Origin of the sequence: Methylobacterium iners, assembly GCF_022179305.1 — a bacterium.
Lineage (GTDB): Bacteria > Pseudomonadota > Alphaproteobacteria > Rhizobiales > Beijerinckiaceae > Methylobacterium > Methylobacterium iners.
The window spans coordinates 1-13,453 of record NZ_BPQP01000087.1 but is presented as its reverse complement, the minus strand read 5'-3'; the positions used below and the strand labels follow the sequence as shown (position 1 = coordinate 13,453).

At 63.2% G+C, this 13,453-nt stretch carries 15 protein-coding genes; 13 read left to right on the top strand and 2 right to left on the bottom strand.

What is annotated here, in order from left to right; translation table 11 throughout:
• The first annotated feature begins 127 nt into the window (after positions 1 to 127).
• The 4 genes from MFF55_RS22680 (at position 128) to MFF55_RS22665 (ending at position 2,913) form a co-directional block, all read left to right on the top strand.
• Complete coding sequence (locus MFF55_RS22680; protein ID WP_238246384.1) at positions 128 to 682, top strand: recombinase family protein; 555 nt, start codon at positions 128 to 130, stop codon at positions 680 to 682.
• Between the two features lie 1,261 nt (positions 683 to 1,943).
• Positions 1,944 to 2,204, top strand: a complete 261-nt coding sequence (locus tag MFF55_RS22675; RefSeq protein WP_238246383.1) for a hypothetical protein — start codon at positions 1,944 to 1,946, stop codon at positions 2,202 to 2,204.
• Positions 2,205 to 2,462: 258 nt separating this feature from the next.
• Positions 2,463 to 2,654, top strand: coding sequence for a YodC family protein (locus MFF55_RS22670; RefSeq protein WP_238246382.1), 192 nt, complete (start codon positions 2,463 to 2,465; stop codon positions 2,652 to 2,654).
• Positions 2,641 to 2,913 (top strand): DUF6953 family protein, encoded by a 273-nt coding sequence (locus MFF55_RS22665; RefSeq protein WP_238246381.1) that lies wholly within the window; start codon positions 2,641 to 2,643, stop codon positions 2,911 to 2,913. The genes MFF55_RS22670 and MFF55_RS22665 overlap by 14 nt, the downstream gene beginning before the upstream one ends.
• Before the next feature lie 13 nt (positions 2,914 to 2,926).
• Here the strand turns inward: MFF55_RS22665 and MFF55_RS22660 are convergent, their stop codons facing one another.
• The gene (locus MFF55_RS22660) at positions 2,927 to 3,445 is read right to left on the bottom strand and encodes a hypothetical protein (RefSeq protein WP_238246380.1); all 519 of its coding nucleotides are present in this window, start codon (positions 3,443 to 3,445) and stop codon (positions 2,927 to 2,929) included.
• 584 nt (positions 3,446 to 4,029) lie between these two features.
• On the opposite strand from MFF55_RS22660, the gene MFF55_RS22655 reads away from it, so the two are divergent.
• From MFF55_RS22655 to MFF55_RS22645, 3 genes are all read left to right on the top strand, one after another.
• On the top strand, positions 4,030 to 4,698 hold the full coding sequence (locus MFF55_RS22655) for a helix-turn-helix domain-containing protein (RefSeq protein ID WP_238208440.1): 669 nt from the start codon (positions 4,030 to 4,032) through the stop codon (positions 4,696 to 4,698).
• A gap of 468 nt (positions 4,699 to 5,166) precedes the next feature.
• Entirely contained in the window at positions 5,167 to 5,577 is a 411-nt protein-coding gene (locus MFF55_RS22650) for a hypothetical protein (RefSeq protein ID WP_238246379.1), read from the top strand.
• Positions 5,578 to 6,022: 445 nt separating this feature from the next.
• Positions 6,023 to 6,343, top strand: coding sequence for a hypothetical protein (locus MFF55_RS22645; RefSeq protein WP_238246378.1), 321 nt, complete (start codon positions 6,023 to 6,025; stop codon positions 6,341 to 6,343).
• 830 nt (positions 6,344 to 7,173) lie between these two features.
• On the opposite strand, the gene MFF55_RS22640 is transcribed toward MFF55_RS22645, so the two are convergent.
• A complete protein-coding gene (locus MFF55_RS22640; protein ID WP_238246377.1) occupies positions 7,174 to 7,974 on the bottom strand; it encodes a pentapeptide repeat-containing protein in 801 nt (266 codons plus the stop codon).
• A gap of 247 nt (positions 7,975 to 8,221) precedes the next feature.
• Here MFF55_RS22640 and MFF55_RS22635 point away from each other — a divergent pair, with 247 nt between their 5' ends.
• The 6 genes from MFF55_RS22635 to MFF55_RS22610 all read left to right on the top strand — a co-directional run bounded on the left by MFF55_RS22635 (position 8,222) and on the right by MFF55_RS22610 (position 13,317).
• Complete coding sequence (locus tag MFF55_RS22635; protein WP_283206785.1) at positions 8,222 to 8,770, top strand: RNA polymerase sigma factor; 549 nt, start codon at positions 8,222 to 8,224, stop codon at positions 8,768 to 8,770.
• Positions 8,767 to 9,477 carry a hypothetical protein gene (locus tag MFF55_RS22630; RefSeq protein ID WP_238246375.1) on the top strand — a complete coding sequence of 237 codons (711 nt, stop codon included), beginning with the start codon at positions 8,767 to 8,769 and terminating at the stop codon, positions 9,475 to 9,477. The genes MFF55_RS22635 and MFF55_RS22630 overlap by 4 nt, the downstream gene beginning before the upstream one ends.
• Positions 9,478 to 9,601: 124 nt before the next feature.
• Positions 9,602 to 10,951: a sulfite oxidase gene (locus MFF55_RS22625; protein ID WP_238246374.1), complete on the top strand. Its 1,350-nt coding sequence runs from the start codon at positions 9,602 to 9,604 to the stop codon at positions 10,949 to 10,951.
• An 11-nt stretch (positions 10,952 to 10,962) separates the two neighbouring features.
• Entirely contained in the window at positions 10,963 to 11,322 is a 360-nt protein-coding gene (locus tag MFF55_RS22620) for a hypothetical protein (RefSeq protein WP_238208460.1), read from the top strand.
• Positions 11,323 to 11,410: 88 nt separating this feature from the next.
• Positions 11,411 to 11,881: a CopM family metallochaperone gene (copM, locus tag MFF55_RS22615; RefSeq protein ID WP_238246373.1), complete on the top strand. Its 471-nt coding sequence runs from the start codon at positions 11,411 to 11,413 to the stop codon at positions 11,879 to 11,881.
• Entirely contained in the window at positions 11,878 to 13,317 is a 1,440-nt protein-coding gene (locus tag MFF55_RS22610) for a YncE family protein (RefSeq protein ID WP_238246372.1), read from the top strand. The genes copM and MFF55_RS22610 overlap by 4 nt, the downstream gene beginning before the upstream one ends.
• Positions 13,318 to 13,453 lie beyond the last annotated feature (136 nt).

Here is a 13,453-nt window from a genome sequence, read left to right as displayed (position 1 = left end):
GGGCTTGCCCCAGTGGAACGTTCCAGGACGGACGGAAATCCATTCCAAATGAAGCCTCTTGCATTTTGGAATGCCAGATGGTTCAAAGTCTAAGACGCTTTTGGAATGAACCGGCCCGGAGGACGCCATGCTCGTTGGGTACGCTCGCACCTCAACCCTGGAGCAGGAGGCCGGCCTGGAAGCTCAGGTTCGCGACCTGACCGCACTCGGATGCGAGAAGCTGTTCCGAGAGCAGGTATCCTCTGTCGCCACTCGAAAGGGCCTGGAGGCGGCCGTGGAGTTCTGCCGGGAGGGCGACACGCTCGTCGTGACGAAGCTCGACCGGCTGGCCCGATCGGTCGTCCATATGGGCAAGATCATCGCCGAGCTGGAGGCCAAGGGCGTGGCGCTGCGGATCGTGAACCTTGGCGTGGACACGGGGACGCCGACCGGCAAGCTGATGGTCAACGTGCTCGCCGGCGTTGCGCAATTCGAGCGTGAGATGATGCTGGAGCGCCAGCGCGAGGGCATCGCCAAAGCTAAGGTTGAGGGTGCCTACAGGGGCCGCAAGCCTACGGCGCGGGCGAAGGCCGCGGAGATCAAGGCGTTGGCGGGGGAAGGCCTAAGCATGGCGAAGATCGCCAAGCAGCTAGGGATCGGCGTCGGATCGGTCCATCGGGTGCTCAGCCCCGAAGCAGCCTGATGACGACCGTACAGCCCCCGAGAAGGCACGGCTCACAGGTGGAAGGAGCGTCCACGTCCACTGAAAGTGGCCTGTGATCGCCTCAGGCGGTCTGTGAGGGCTGTTGACATGGAATGACTAGGTCAACGTCGTCCTACGGTTTTCCAGCCCTTATAGCTCAAATATGCGGCTTTCTACTGAACCAGGGCTGGACAGCCGCAGGCGCATCCGGCATGCATGATTTCGTGGTGTACGACCACGCTCTCGATACGGCCCTCCCGCCAATATGCTGGGAACGGCGGTAGAGCTTCGGCGGTACGATGGCGCCGGAGGAGAGGAGAGGCTTGGACCTCTCGTTGGTCGTATATGAGGAGACGGGCCATGCCCATCTTTCCCCACTGCGGCGGTTCCAGGCCGGTTTCGGTCAGGACCTACGTCCGCACTCGGAACGGCTCTACGCACACGGTTGGTGCGCATTGCCGTGGACTGCCTACCCGTTAGCGCGGGAAGGTCGTCGAAGCCGCTTGCCCGTTAGCGCGGGAAAAGCGGTCAGAAAGGTAAGACTGTGACTTGGGGGCTCACTTCGGTGGGCCCTCTTTTTTCCCGCTGACCACAGCTTGGCGTCAGGTTGCCCTTGACATTCTCGCCGGTGTCTGTTGGGGGCCGCGTGGTAGTAGCGACGTGAGGATCCTTTCCTCAAAATTTGAGTGCCGTCAACAGGCGTATTACAAAAATGTTGAAAACAGATCAAGGCTAAGCATCTGACTTGTAACAGCTTTCTTGATTAAGATGTTGCGATTTGATTTTTTTTCAAAACGCTAGAACGGCTTTGGAAAGCTCGTGACTCTCGCCCCTAGGGGCTGGAGCAGCTCGGAAGTCGCGCCGCGGTCCCCCGGCGGGCAATGCCACATCCAAATCTCAGAACTGGGATTGCGTACCTGGTCCTATAAACCAAGAGGCTTGCGGGGCCGTCTGGTAGGTCAGGGCATCGGCAAGCCGGCCCTGCGGCTCATCTTCAACCGGGGGAAGCGTCCTTCCTAGGACCCGCGCAAGGGCCGTCAGAACCGTAGGAAATTGAGGAGGTAGGGGTGTTGGCGCCCAGGCTGAAGGCGTCGACCCTTCTCCTGCATGGCAGCGTTCCTCGATCCGCCATGGCATTGCGCCGAGGCCTACCGGGTTGAACGCTGGCAAGGCCGATGCCGTTCGGCGTGGAATTGGACGGCGGTACACGTCGACCGGATCATGAAGCGGGCGCGTAGCGCGCCTGAGGGAGGGCACCAGCGTGAACGTCGATATCTACTACTCCGGCAAGCGCAGCAGCACGAAGTTCTTGGTCGTGCCGGCCGGCACGAGCGTCTCGGACATGATCTTCCCCCACGATCCAGACCTGCAACACCACGATGTGAACGGCCTCAAGCTCTTCAAGTGCGACGTGCCTGCCGACGTGATCGGCGGCACTCCTGACGATGTGGCCAGCCAAATTCAGGCGAAGGGATATGCGGTTTGCAGCAGCGTCGCTGGTTCCGAGAAGACTAAGAACTAGATCGCACGGTCGGGACAGCATGCCTCGATCCGCTACGGCGCTACACCAGATCCCTCAAGACTTAAGGCCGAAAGGAGCAGTACTGTTCGGTGTAGAAGTCAGGTGGCTATCCAGGTCGACCACATCTTGTAGCGGGCCGCTTAACGATCTTGGACAGGGCGTTGTAATCGCGCGATGCTGTACCAGATCGAACTACAGTCAGTCTGGCTAGGTGCGTCCGTTGATTGCCGATTTTCAAGTAAAGCGAAGGGAGAGAAGATGAGCCAAAAATTCATAACAGGAGATCAAGTCCAACTCAAGAGCGGCGGTCCACAGATGACAGTTAATGCCGTGTACAGTGACGCTGTCGAATGTGCTTGGTTCACTGGAGCAAAGTCAAACAAGGCTAATTTTAAGCCTGATGCTCTGAAACCTTACGAGGAAGAAAAAAATAAAGATGTCAAAAAATGATCTGGAAATAGCTGAGATGATGATCGATATGCTCAACAAATCTGGGTATCTTTACCAGGATGAAGTTGTTTCCAAGATTGCAAGTAAGTTTGGAGAGCCATACTTCTACTACAATCAAAGTGGAAACTTGGCCATCTCCAAAACCGTCTTGAAAGAATTTAAGACTCTCACGGGTGATGCTGTGGTTTGGGAGAGAGGCGAACGCTGCTGGCGGAAGAGGCTGCCAAGCGATGAATTAGGCCGTAGGGGCCAGGAATAGCCGTCTGCACATATTAACCTGCGAGCCGTCGCCACCATGGGCGATGCGGCACCGGCTCAGGGACGCGGCTCGCGGTCTGGTGCCAGCGGTCCCGATCCGTCTCGGCCGCCGTCAGGGCCGCCCTGAGCGCATCCACCTGAACCGTGAGCACGTCACGTTCGGATGCCAGCGCGTCGCGATCCGCAAGCAGGGCGTCGCGATCTTCGGCCCGCTTCATCGCGGCTTCCAGGGCCGACTCAAGCCGCTCGATGTGGCGGGTCAGTACCTCCGTCACGCCCGGGTCATGTGCCGGAGGCTGCACCGGGGCAGGTACCGGGTCTTGAACCGGGGGCTGTACCGGCTGTGTACCAGCTACAGTATCGCCTTCAGACCCGGGGCTAAGCACCTCGTCAGGAACGCCGATCCGTACCTTGCCGTCGTTGCCTGGACGCCGTCCCCAGCGTTTCCGCTTAACGTGCTGCCGAGCGCTTTCGCGCTCAATACCGAGGCGCTCAGCGAGTTCATCGTAGGTGAGCCAGGTGACGGCATCCATGCCGGGACGTGCTCCGGGTTGTGACCGGGGTCGTGCACCGGGGTCGTGCACCGGGACTATGCCAGGGACTGCACCAGGGACTGCACCAGGGTCGAACCCGGAGCATGGGCGGTTCATAGTTAAGAGCCCGTTAATCCGGCAGCCAAGATCCAGGGCTGCCCGTGAGCAAACCGGCTTGAAGATCAGAAGAGGGAACAGGACGGACTCAGCCCTAATGAGGCTGCTCGTGCAACACGTTGCACGCCTGAACATGTAGGCAGCAGCAAGTGCTTGCAGGCAAAGAGAATTTATCGGTCGTTGACCATTTCAGCTTGCCGATGCTTTTGGTTTCGGCCAATCTGCCGGCGCGGGCGCGTGCGCCCGAGTCACCAAGGAGAGGCCTAGGGCCTAGAAACACGAAACCCGCCACGAGGGCGGGTCACATGCCGGCCGGAGGCCGGGGAAATCATCTGCTTGGCGGCGATGATCCTCCCTGAAAACCAGGCCTCTCGTCAAGTCGAAAACGCGAGTTTTCGACTGCAGCGGAGCTATGCCGGTGGTGCTGCGCCCCTCGCAGCGGGTCTCACGACCCGAAGGGCGGAGCTATGTTTGCTGACGAGATACGGCGTGCCGTCGAGGCTGCGCCGCGCGTGAAGCTGCCGGAAGTCGCGGCCCTGCTGTGGCGCGCCTTTGGGGATGGCCAGGTGAGCGAGGCCGAAGCCGCGACGCTGTCCAACCTGATTGAAGCACGCAAAGCTGTTCCTATACCCGTAAGAGCCTTTAGGAAGGCCGTGGGCTCGCGTCCGCGCACAGATGCTTCGATGGAGCGCCGCCGCCGCTGGGCGGCCTCTGGTCGGCTCCCGCCGGCCCTTGCCGCTCGGTTCACCCTCGCAGAAGCGGCCGTGCTGGCTGTGGTCTCATCCGAGGTGGTGAAGCGTGGCGACTGCCGACTGTGCCTCGACCACATCGCAGCACTGGCCGGTGTCAGCCGGAGCACCGTGAAGAACGCGCTGCGACAAGCCCGAACGCTCGGGCTGCTCACAGTTGAGGAGCGGACGCAGACAGCTTGGCGCAACCTGTCGAACGTCGTGCGGATCGTCTCGAAGGAGTGGACCGCCTGGATGCGACTGGCGCGCCGGGCGGCCCCGTGGGGGGGAGGGGTCAAATCCGTGACCCGCACGAATACTGAAAGGCTAGAACTCCGGGGAAACAGGCCAGCGGAACCCAAAAAGAAGCTGCCGGAACGGCAGGATCGCCTGCAGGGAAGTGGCTAATGAGAATCTACGCGGATGGCGGAAGCCGATCCGATCTGAGCCATGCCTTGGCAGCATGAGGTTGATCGGTATGACGAACGCGGACAGGTGGCGGATGGGCGAGGAATGGTAAGCCGGAAGCAGCGGGCGACCTTCGCATAAGCCGTCTCGTCCCACTTGAGCAGCCTCGCTTCATCGGCCGTCCCGGCGCTGGCCCGGGTGATTGTAGAATTTACGGGCAAGTCGATGACCTGCAGGTCAACTCCTGAAGAATGTGATCAGTAATAAATGGTATCTGAGCCACTGGCTCCAGATTGTTGACGAAGGATCGTGAGCGTATATCAAGATGTCGCAGTGAGTGCTCCTAAGCATTTTCTATCTTGCGCACATAAAACAAGCAGCATACCAAATCCTATCAAGCGATGCGTAAGCACATCATGCTTGCGCCGTGACGTGCAACAAGTTGCACGGATTGATAGGAGCAGTCTCATGAGTACGACAGACATTGCCCTTGTTGCTCTCCAGACAAGAGATGCGGGTAGCAAACCAGGTACACGTGGGCCCCACCTGAACCTTTTTTCGGGTGGTTTGCCCAAGGTGCAGAAAGCTGAGGCAGCACCAGCTACTGCAGCCGAGCGCGTCGAGGCTTTCGCGAAGACGCGCAAGATGACGGCTGACGCTACGAAGGTTCTCACAATCGTCGTTGAGAGCTACGAACGCACCGGAACACCTGTCCGGATGGATGGATTTGAAATCGCCGCGAAGACCGGGCTCACCTTTGAGCGGGTCGACGCTATCCGTTCCGAGCTGCTCTGTGCTTCGGTCCTACGTGTCCGTTCGGACAATCCCTTCGGCATCGACGGCCTGATCCCTGGTGACGCCTGGAACCGCCGGCCATGAACTGCCGGTCCTTTGAACTCGTCGAACGAGCTTTTCACGAGCGGCCACTCCTAGAAATGGCAGCTTGTGCCCGGCTCCTCTCTCGGGCGCACGAGGCGCATACTCTCGCCCTTACGCATCCCCGGACAGCTCAGAAGGCCGAGCACGCCCGTGCCCTCTCAAGCTTCTGGTCGGGCGTCGGGTTGTGGGCCGGCATCGAGGATCTCATTGAGGAGCATCACGAGCAGATCTCTTCATGCCTCCGAGCGGACCTCCTCCGTCTCCAGGCACGGAGCACCCGCGATCTCACCGAGCCTCACCCGGATCGCGATGGACGGCAGCTGCATCTGCTTCTCCCACCACGAGAGTACCTCCCCAACGAGATCCCAGCCGCCCTCGTAGAGGTCCTGAGATACTCACCCACCATCACACAAATCTCACTCGCAGCTTATTAGGAGAACGTATCATGAACGGGGAATGGTTTCGCGAAATTACCAATGCTCCTCCTGGGGCTATGATGGGTCCCGGAGAAGCCAGGCTCTCTCTCGCCTTGGCGCATCTGCTGATTGTCGATGGCGTGCCAGTGGAAGCCATCGCAGCACAACATAAGCTGCCGGAGTACGCCCTCGTGTGCTCGCTTAGCTCCCTTGCCGACGAGCTACACCGGGTCACGCGGTCAAAGGTCGAGGCCTTCCTCAATGAGGAGGACGACAACGGGGGGTTCTCCATGACCGAGGATGAGGAGCGCCTGATCCACCTCCTTCGCCGCCTCAGCCGGCTCAGTTGACGCCCCGCATCGTGTCGAAACGAACCGAAACGAGACATATCGATACAGGAGGCTCCCATGCCGCGCCGATGTTCGCTCTGCGCCCATCCCGGTCGAAGTGACATTGACGCGGCGCTCTCGTCGGGAGCCTCCCTCGATGCTGTGCTGACGCAGTTCGGGTTGCCCTCGCGCTCGGCTCTGCAACGCCACAGGACGGGGCATCTCGGCCGGGAAGTGACGCTTCACATCCCACCGATGATACCTGCAGCCAGTTCGGCTCCTGCCTCATCTACTGACACGGCAGCCACGCTGGACCGGCTCTTCGCGCGAGCGAACACCAACACTGATCGTTCGATCCAGGACTACGCCCGGCTTGTCATGGACGGGCTGTCTCACGCGTACGCTGCGGCCGTTGAGGCAGATGATCAAACCCTCGCCATCAGGGCCCTTCGCGAGCTACGCGCGATGCTCCAGTTCCATGCTGTCGTGCCCATAGGGGCACTGAGGCAGAAGCCGGGTTGGGCCGAGCCACCACAGCCAATGGACCCCATTCACGACATGCTCAACGTGTTGCTATCTGGGGTAGCAAGGGATCAAGGGAGAGAGGCGGAGGCCCTGCAGCGGCTCGGCTGGAGTGCCGATTGGTTAGCGGATGAGTCTGTACCAGCACACCAGAACTGAACGGCTCTCCGGGCTCAGCCGTGCAACACGTTGCACCAGAAACTGTCCTTCGCCGATTGAGCGTTCTGGAACCGGACGAGTGGGATTTTGGCTGGTTCGGCCACACCACTGATAGTTCTTAAAGACCAGTTTTCACCCAGGGCATGCACCGTGAGAGTGCTGGAACTAGATCAATTGGTCTTGTCAGTGATGGCGCGGTCGGCGTTGACTAGGGCGGACCAGCCCTTAGCGCTGTCCTGGCCCTTGAGGGACTGAAGCCGAGCGCCGCCGACCTCGACGTTCTTGAAGTCAGCACCGGCCACGGTCGCGCCCGTCAGGTTCGCACCCGACAGGTCCGAGCCCATCAACACCACATCGGTGAGGTCGGCGTCGGTGAGGTCAGCGTATTCCAAGCGCGAGCGGCTGAGGTTCGCCCCCTTGAGATTGGCCCCCTTGAGGTTCACTGAGACGAACACGGCACGCATCAGGCCCATGGACTGGTTCTTGAGGTCGGCTCCGCCCTTCAAGTCGACCAGGGAGGCCCCGCTCATGTTGGCGCCCCTGAAGTCGCCGATTGGCATCGACCAGCTCAGGTCTGCCCCGCTGAGGTTCGCGTCGCGGGCGGTGATGCCGAACATCTTCGCACCGACGAGCTTGGCGCCGCTGAGGTCCGCCTTGATGAACCAGGCCTGCTCGAGGTTCGCGCCGGTCAAGTCGGCCCCACGTAGGTTCGTCTTGTTCAAGCGGGCCGTGCGCAGGTTCGCACCCTTGAGGTTCAAACCAGAGAGGTCGAGACCTGATAGAGCCTTGTCGGTCAGGTCGATGGGCTCGCCAGCGGCCTGGGCGATCAGGGCCTCGATGTCGCCGCGGCTCATTTCGGCCTGGGTCATCGCGGGCGTGTTCATGTTGGCCCCCAACAGCAGGTCCTGCTCGGCAGAGGCTGGTGCCGCCGCAACGCTCCATGCCAGCAGAGCCACAGGAAGGATGCGCATTAGTTCACTCCCGAATAGCTGGCTGAGCCTGTCATAGATCGGGTCGTCGCCAGCCTATTTCTTGCTTCCGCCATGATAGCCGAAAGTGTGGAGCATGTCGGTATTTTAGGTTTCCAAAATCATTCGGTCGGGAAAACCAAGAATGCGTAGGCAGTTCTCCCTCCGACTGAGCCACATCGTGCAGGGAGTGTTCCTTATACACCTGCGGTTTGTTAGGCTGCTCGCCTGAAGGGATTATCGGGACGCAATGGCGAACAGGCGGGACACGAACGAGCCTTCCGCCCCTGCTCAAGGTGCCACGGCTGGTTCGATCGCCGTTGGTGCGCACGACCTTCTGCCAGCGCTTATGCCTGCACTTCGCTCCTTCGTGCGCCGCTTCATGCGCGATGCGGACGAGGCCGGCGACGTGGCTCAGGACGCAGCGGTGCGGGCGTTGACGGCAAGGCACGTCCCGACGAATAGCCAGGCTTACCGGGTGTGGCTGTACAGGATCGCTCGCAACGCTGCAGTCGACGCGCATCGGCGCCGCGCTGCGACGCTTGTACCGGTCGAGGTGGAGGAGGTTGATCCCTGGCTCATTGACCACCGTCTCGTGACAGACTTATCGGTGCGTCAGGCCTTGATGCGGATCTCCCCTGACCATCGCCGCGTCCTTCTGCTCGTCGACGTTGAGGAACTCAGCTACTCCGAGGCAGGCCGTCGGCTAGGCGTTCCGACGGGGACCGTGATGAGTCGCGTCGCCCGAGCGCGGACCGCCTTGCTGCGTACCATCGAGCAAGACGAGGCTGCCCGATGATCGAGAGCGACGAGAAAGGCAGCGAGCGGGATCGAGAGGAACTCAGCGCCCTCGTTGACGGGGAACTTGCGCCCGAGCGCCTCGCCGCGGTCGCGGCCTGGATCGCAGAGGACAATGAAGCGGCACGCGCCTTCGCGACCTTAGCCGCCCTCAAGGCCCGAACGACGGCGACACTGCGTACTAACGACCTCCCGTCTACCCACCGGTCGGGACGCGAAGCTCGAACGTTTGTGGTGCTCGCTCTGGTCGCGGTACTCGGCGCGTCTCTCGTGCTTGCGCTCTCAACCCGCGAGGCTCCGAAGGACGGCGGCTCCCGACTTCAGTCGATCGCACAGACCCAATCGGGTCTACACACGGCGGAGCTGCAGATCCCGAACCTGGATGCCGCTAACCTCAGACTGGAGCGTGTAAGCCTCGCCTCCGACACTCGGCCGACCCGGGCCGATGCGTTCTACATCGGCGAACGCGGCTGCCGCGTCCGGCTCACGATCGCTGAGCGCGGCGCGCCGGAGGACGCCGTACCGGCAACGTCCCAGGTCGCGCGATGGACGGTCCGGGCCTTCGCCTACCGGCTCACCAGCGAGCAGCTGGACCCAGAGCGGTTCGCCGCGACGGTAGCGCTTGCTGAGGCCGGCAGTCGCGGCTCCGTATCGATGATGGTCGCTGACGCATCAGGCCCGCTGATGGGCCGTCCTTGTCTCGGCTGAACCTTTGTTTCGCGCGGCAGGGAATAAAACGGCGGTCCCGACCTGTCTGAACGTTCGACGCCACCAGAGCACGACGGCCGCCGGGCCGATCACGCCGGAGTCCTGTCGGAGAGGAACGCCAGCCATGAGCACGCAAGGCCGTATCGAACGCTCGCTCGAGGAACTGTACCGGGACGATCCCGAGCGGGCCGACGGGATCGTGCACGGCCGCCGCACCGGCGCGAGCCGCCGCGGCTTCCTGAACGGGGCGGGGCTCGCCGCGATGGGCGCCACGGTCGGCGCCGCCATCCCGTTTGCCGGCAGCATGCCCGCGGGCCTCGTTCCCGCCGCGCAGGCGCAAGGCGCCGCCCCCGCCCCGGCCGCAAAGGGCCCGCAGCCCCTCGACTTTCCGGGCAAGGACAAGGGCCTCGTGGTGCTGGGCGACCGCCCGCTGGTCGCCGAGACGCCCGAGCACCTGCTCGACGACGAGACGACGCCGACGGCGAAGTTCTTCATTCGCACCAACGGCCAGATCCCGGAGGCGGCGGCCGCCGCCGAGGGCTGGCGCTTCAGCGTCGACGGCGAGGTGAACCAGCGGCTCGATCTCACGCTCGGCGAGCTGAAGAGCCGCTTCACGCCCAAGACCTACCGCATGGTGCTGGAATGCGGCGGCAACGGCCGCTCCCTCTTCCAGCCCCAGGCGCGCGGCAACCCCTGGACCAATGGCGGCGCGGGCTGCGCCGAGTGGACCGGCGTGCCGCTGAGCCAGGTGCTGAACGCCGCGGGCCTGAAGGAGACGGCGAAATACACCGCCCATTACGGCGCCGACCCGCACCTCTCGGGCGACGCCACCAAGGACTCGCTCTCCCGCGGCATGCCGATCGCCAAGGCGATGGAGGAGCATGGCCTCGTGGTCTTCGCCATGAACGGCGAGCCGCTCTCCAACATCCACGGCGGGCCGGTTCGCCTCGTCGTGCCGGGCTGGCCCGCCTCCCTCTCGCACAAGTGGCTCACCCGCATCACGATCCGCGACCGCGAGCACGATGGCCAGGGCATGACCGGCACGGCCTACCGGGTGCCGAACAAGCCGATGGTGCCGGGCGGCAAGGCCGACGAGCGGGATTTTCGGATCCTTGAGTCGATGCCCGTCCGCTCGATCGTGACTGCCCCGGCTAATGGTGCCCGGCTCCCGGCCGGAAGCCGCGAGGTCGCCATGCGCGGCGCCGCCTGGGCCGGAGACCTTACGGTCGCCCGCGTCGACGTCTCGATCGATTTTGGCGCGACCTGGATCGCGACCCAGCTTGCACCGACCCGCAACCGCTACGACTGGAGCCGCTGGAGCGCGAGCGTGCCGCTGCCCTCGGACGGCTATTACGAGCTCTGGGTGCGGGCGACCGACAGCGCGGGCAAGGCCCAGCCGCACGTGGCGGGCAACTGGAACCCGCAGGGCTACGGCGGCAACGCTCTCCACCGCGTCGCGGTGCTTGTCGGATGAGGCACGCAGCGATGACGCGGTTCACCTGGGCGATTGTCGCGGCGCTGGCGCTCGCTCCGCCGCTCGTGGTTCGGGCTCAGGAGCCGGCCGGCACGGTCCGCGACCAGACGGTCGAGGATTTGCCGGCGCATCCGGGCCGCGAGGAGACCTTCGGGCTCTGCACGGCCTGCCACGCCTACCGGCTCGTCTCGAACCAGGGCATGAGCCGGGAGCGCTGGGACGAGACCCTGACCTGGATGACCGAGCGCCAGAACATGCCCGACATCCAGGGGCCCGAGCGCGCGCTGATCCTCGACTATCTCGCCACCGCCCACCCGCCCAAGGCGCCGTCGCGCACGGGCGGGTTCCAGAACCCGTTCGCCCCGCAATAGCGACCCTCGGTTCCTCAGAACTGCGTTCCGCTTGGAAACGGGTCGTCCGCGTCGTCGTAGGCAGCATCACAGGAAACGAGGAAACCTTATGCCCCGTCTGGCAGTGCCCTTGATCGTGGCTGGAATGACGCTTGGCGGCATGGCCCTTGGATACGGGGCGGCACTCAGCCAAGCGGAACCGGCGCACCGTCACACCGCGCACCCGCCCGAGCCGGCCGATGGTGGCTTTGACGCGCTGATGGCGCGGTCCATGGAGCGCATGCACGCCGACATGGCGGTCCCGCCCTCGGGCGATCCGGACCGCGACTTCGCCGCGATGATGATCCCTCACCACCAGGGTGCGATCGACATGGCGAAGGCGCAGCTCATCCACGGACGCGATCCCGTACTGCGACGCCTCGCACAAGGGATCATCGTCGAGCAGGGCCAGGAGATCGAGGTCATGCGCCGCGCGCTGGCGGATCGAGCCCCGGCCGCCGGCACCGTGCCGTTGGCACCCGTCCCTCACCCCCATCACCACGACGCCGCGCCGACACCCGAACAAGGACCTACGCGATGAAGACCAACCTCCCACTCGTCGCCCTCGCCACGCTCCTGTCTGGGTCGGCCCTTGCCGGCCAAGCCCCAGGACCAGCCGCATCGCCAGATATCCCAATTAGCGCCCGCGACCGGTTCTACAGCTCGGACCAGTTCTCCAACACCGTCTCGGTCGTGAACCCAGCCGACAACAAGCTGCTCGGCGTTATCCGCCTCGGCGACATCACGCCAGCGAACCTCAGTCCACTCTACCGCGGACAGCTGCTGGTCCACGGCATGGGCGTCTCGCCCGATGCCAAGACCTTGCTCGCTATCTCAATCGGCTCGAATTCGGTCAGCTTCATCGACACGGCAACCAACGCGGTGCGGCAGACGACCTATGTCGGCCGCTCGCCCCACGAGGCCTTCTTCACACCTGACGGCCGAGAGGTTTGGGTCAGCATCCGCGGCGAGGATTACATCGCCGTCCTCGACGCAGCTACGGGCAAGGAGACGGCGCGGATCACAGTGCCGAACGGTCCTGGCATGACGATCTTCTCGCCCGACGGGCGTTACGGTTACGTCTGCTCGAGTTTCAGCCCTGAGACCGTCGTCATTGACGTGAAGTCCCGCACGATCGCTGGTCGGGTCAAGCAGGAGAGCCCGTTCTGCCCCGACATTGCCGCGACGCCGGACGGCGCCCAGGTCTGGCTAACCCTGAAGGATGTCGGCCGCACGATGGTTTTTGACGCCAAACCGCCCTTCGCGGTGATCAAGACCATCGAGACCGGGCCGCTTACCAACCACGTCAACTTCGCGCGTACCAAGTCCGGCCAGTTCGCCTACGTTACCATCGGCGGGCTCAACCAGGTGAAGGTGTTCCGCACCGACGACTTCTCACCCGTGGCCACGATCCCGACCGGCGCGCTGCCTCACGGTCTCTGGCCCTCGGGCGACGGCTCGCGCATCTATGTGGGCCTCGAGAACGCCGATCAGGCGGCCGTGATTGACACCGCCTCGAACACAGTGATTGCCACCATTCCCATCGGACAGGGGCCGCAGGGTGTCGTCTACGTCCCGAACGCGGTGCCGGATGGCGACGGTATGCAGAACCTTCAGCCGCTAGGAGCAGCGGGCAAGTCGAGTACGCTCACGCTTAGCGGGGCTGATGGCAAACCAGTGACGCAAGTCACGCTGTTCGACCAGGGCGTGCTCCAGACGCTTCAGGCTGCCGTGACGGGACTGCCTCCGAAGAAGCCGTTCGTGCTGGCGCTGTCGACCGATCCGAAAGGCTCCGGTGCCATCGAGCCGCTCGCAGCCTTCATGACAAACCCCGCTGGTGCGGCGGTCGTCAACGCGATCGGCCCGATCCGGCAAGTGACGCAAGGCGCGCCAGAGGCGGCGCGGCGCTACCTCGTGATCGTCGAAGGTAAGCCGGGCGAGACTGGGTCGCCAGTTCAGCTGCAGAAAGCTCCATAACGGACGAGCGGCTTTATCAGCCGCAGTCGCGGCGCCTACGTTCCAATAGTGCTTGCCCCAGTGGAACGTTCCAGGACGGACGGAAATCCATTCCAAATGAAGCCTCTTGCATTTTGGAATGCCAGATGGTTCAAAG

Excerpts from the sequence above, each read along its gene's own strand:
- MFF55_RS22680 (WP_238246384.1), top strand. The coding sequence starts at position 128 with ATGCTCGTTGGGTACGCTCGCACCTCAACCCTGGAGCAGGAGGCCGGC.
- MFF55_RS22670 (WP_238246382.1), top strand. The coding sequence starts at position 2,463 with ATGAGCCAAAAATTCATAACAGGAGATCAAGTCCAACTCAAGAGCGGC.
- MFF55_RS22665 (WP_238246381.1), top strand. The coding sequence starts at position 2,641 with ATGTCAAAAAATGATCTGGAAATAGCTGAGATGATGATCGATATGCTC.
- MFF55_RS22660 (WP_238246380.1), bottom strand. The coding sequence starts at position 3,445 with ATGGATGCCGTCACCTGGCTCACCTACGATGAACTCGCTGAGCGCCTC.
- MFF55_RS22655 (WP_238208440.1), top strand. The coding sequence starts at position 4,030 with ATGTTTGCTGACGAGATACGGCGTGCCGTCGAGGCTGCGCCGCGCGTG.
- MFF55_RS22650 (WP_238246379.1), top strand. The coding sequence starts at position 5,167 with ATGAGTACGACAGACATTGCCCTTGTTGCTCTCCAGACAAGAGATGCG.
- MFF55_RS22645 (WP_238246378.1), top strand. The coding sequence starts at position 6,023 with ATGAACGGGGAATGGTTTCGCGAAATTACCAATGCTCCTCCTGGGGCT.
- MFF55_RS22640 (WP_238246377.1), bottom strand. The coding sequence starts at position 7,974 with ATGCGCATCCTTCCTGTGGCTCTGCTGGCATGGAGCGTTGCGGCGGCA.
- MFF55_RS22635 (WP_283206785.1), top strand. The coding sequence starts at position 8,222 with ATGGCGAACAGGCGGGACACGAACGAGCCTTCCGCCCCTGCTCAAGGT.
- MFF55_RS22630 (WP_238246375.1), top strand. The coding sequence starts at position 8,767 with ATGATCGAGAGCGACGAGAAAGGCAGCGAGCGGGATCGAGAGGAACTC.
- MFF55_RS22625 (WP_238246374.1), top strand. The coding sequence starts at position 9,602 with ATGAGCACGCAAGGCCGTATCGAACGCTCGCTCGAGGAACTGTACCGG.
- MFF55_RS22620 (WP_238208460.1), top strand. The coding sequence starts at position 10,963 with ATGACGCGGTTCACCTGGGCGATTGTCGCGGCGCTGGCGCTCGCTCCG.
- copM (WP_238246373.1), top strand. The coding sequence starts at position 11,411 with ATGCCCCGTCTGGCAGTGCCCTTGATCGTGGCTGGAATGACGCTTGGC.
- MFF55_RS22610 (WP_238246372.1), top strand. The coding sequence starts at position 11,878 with ATGAAGACCAACCTCCCACTCGTCGCCCTCGCCACGCTCCTGTCTGGG.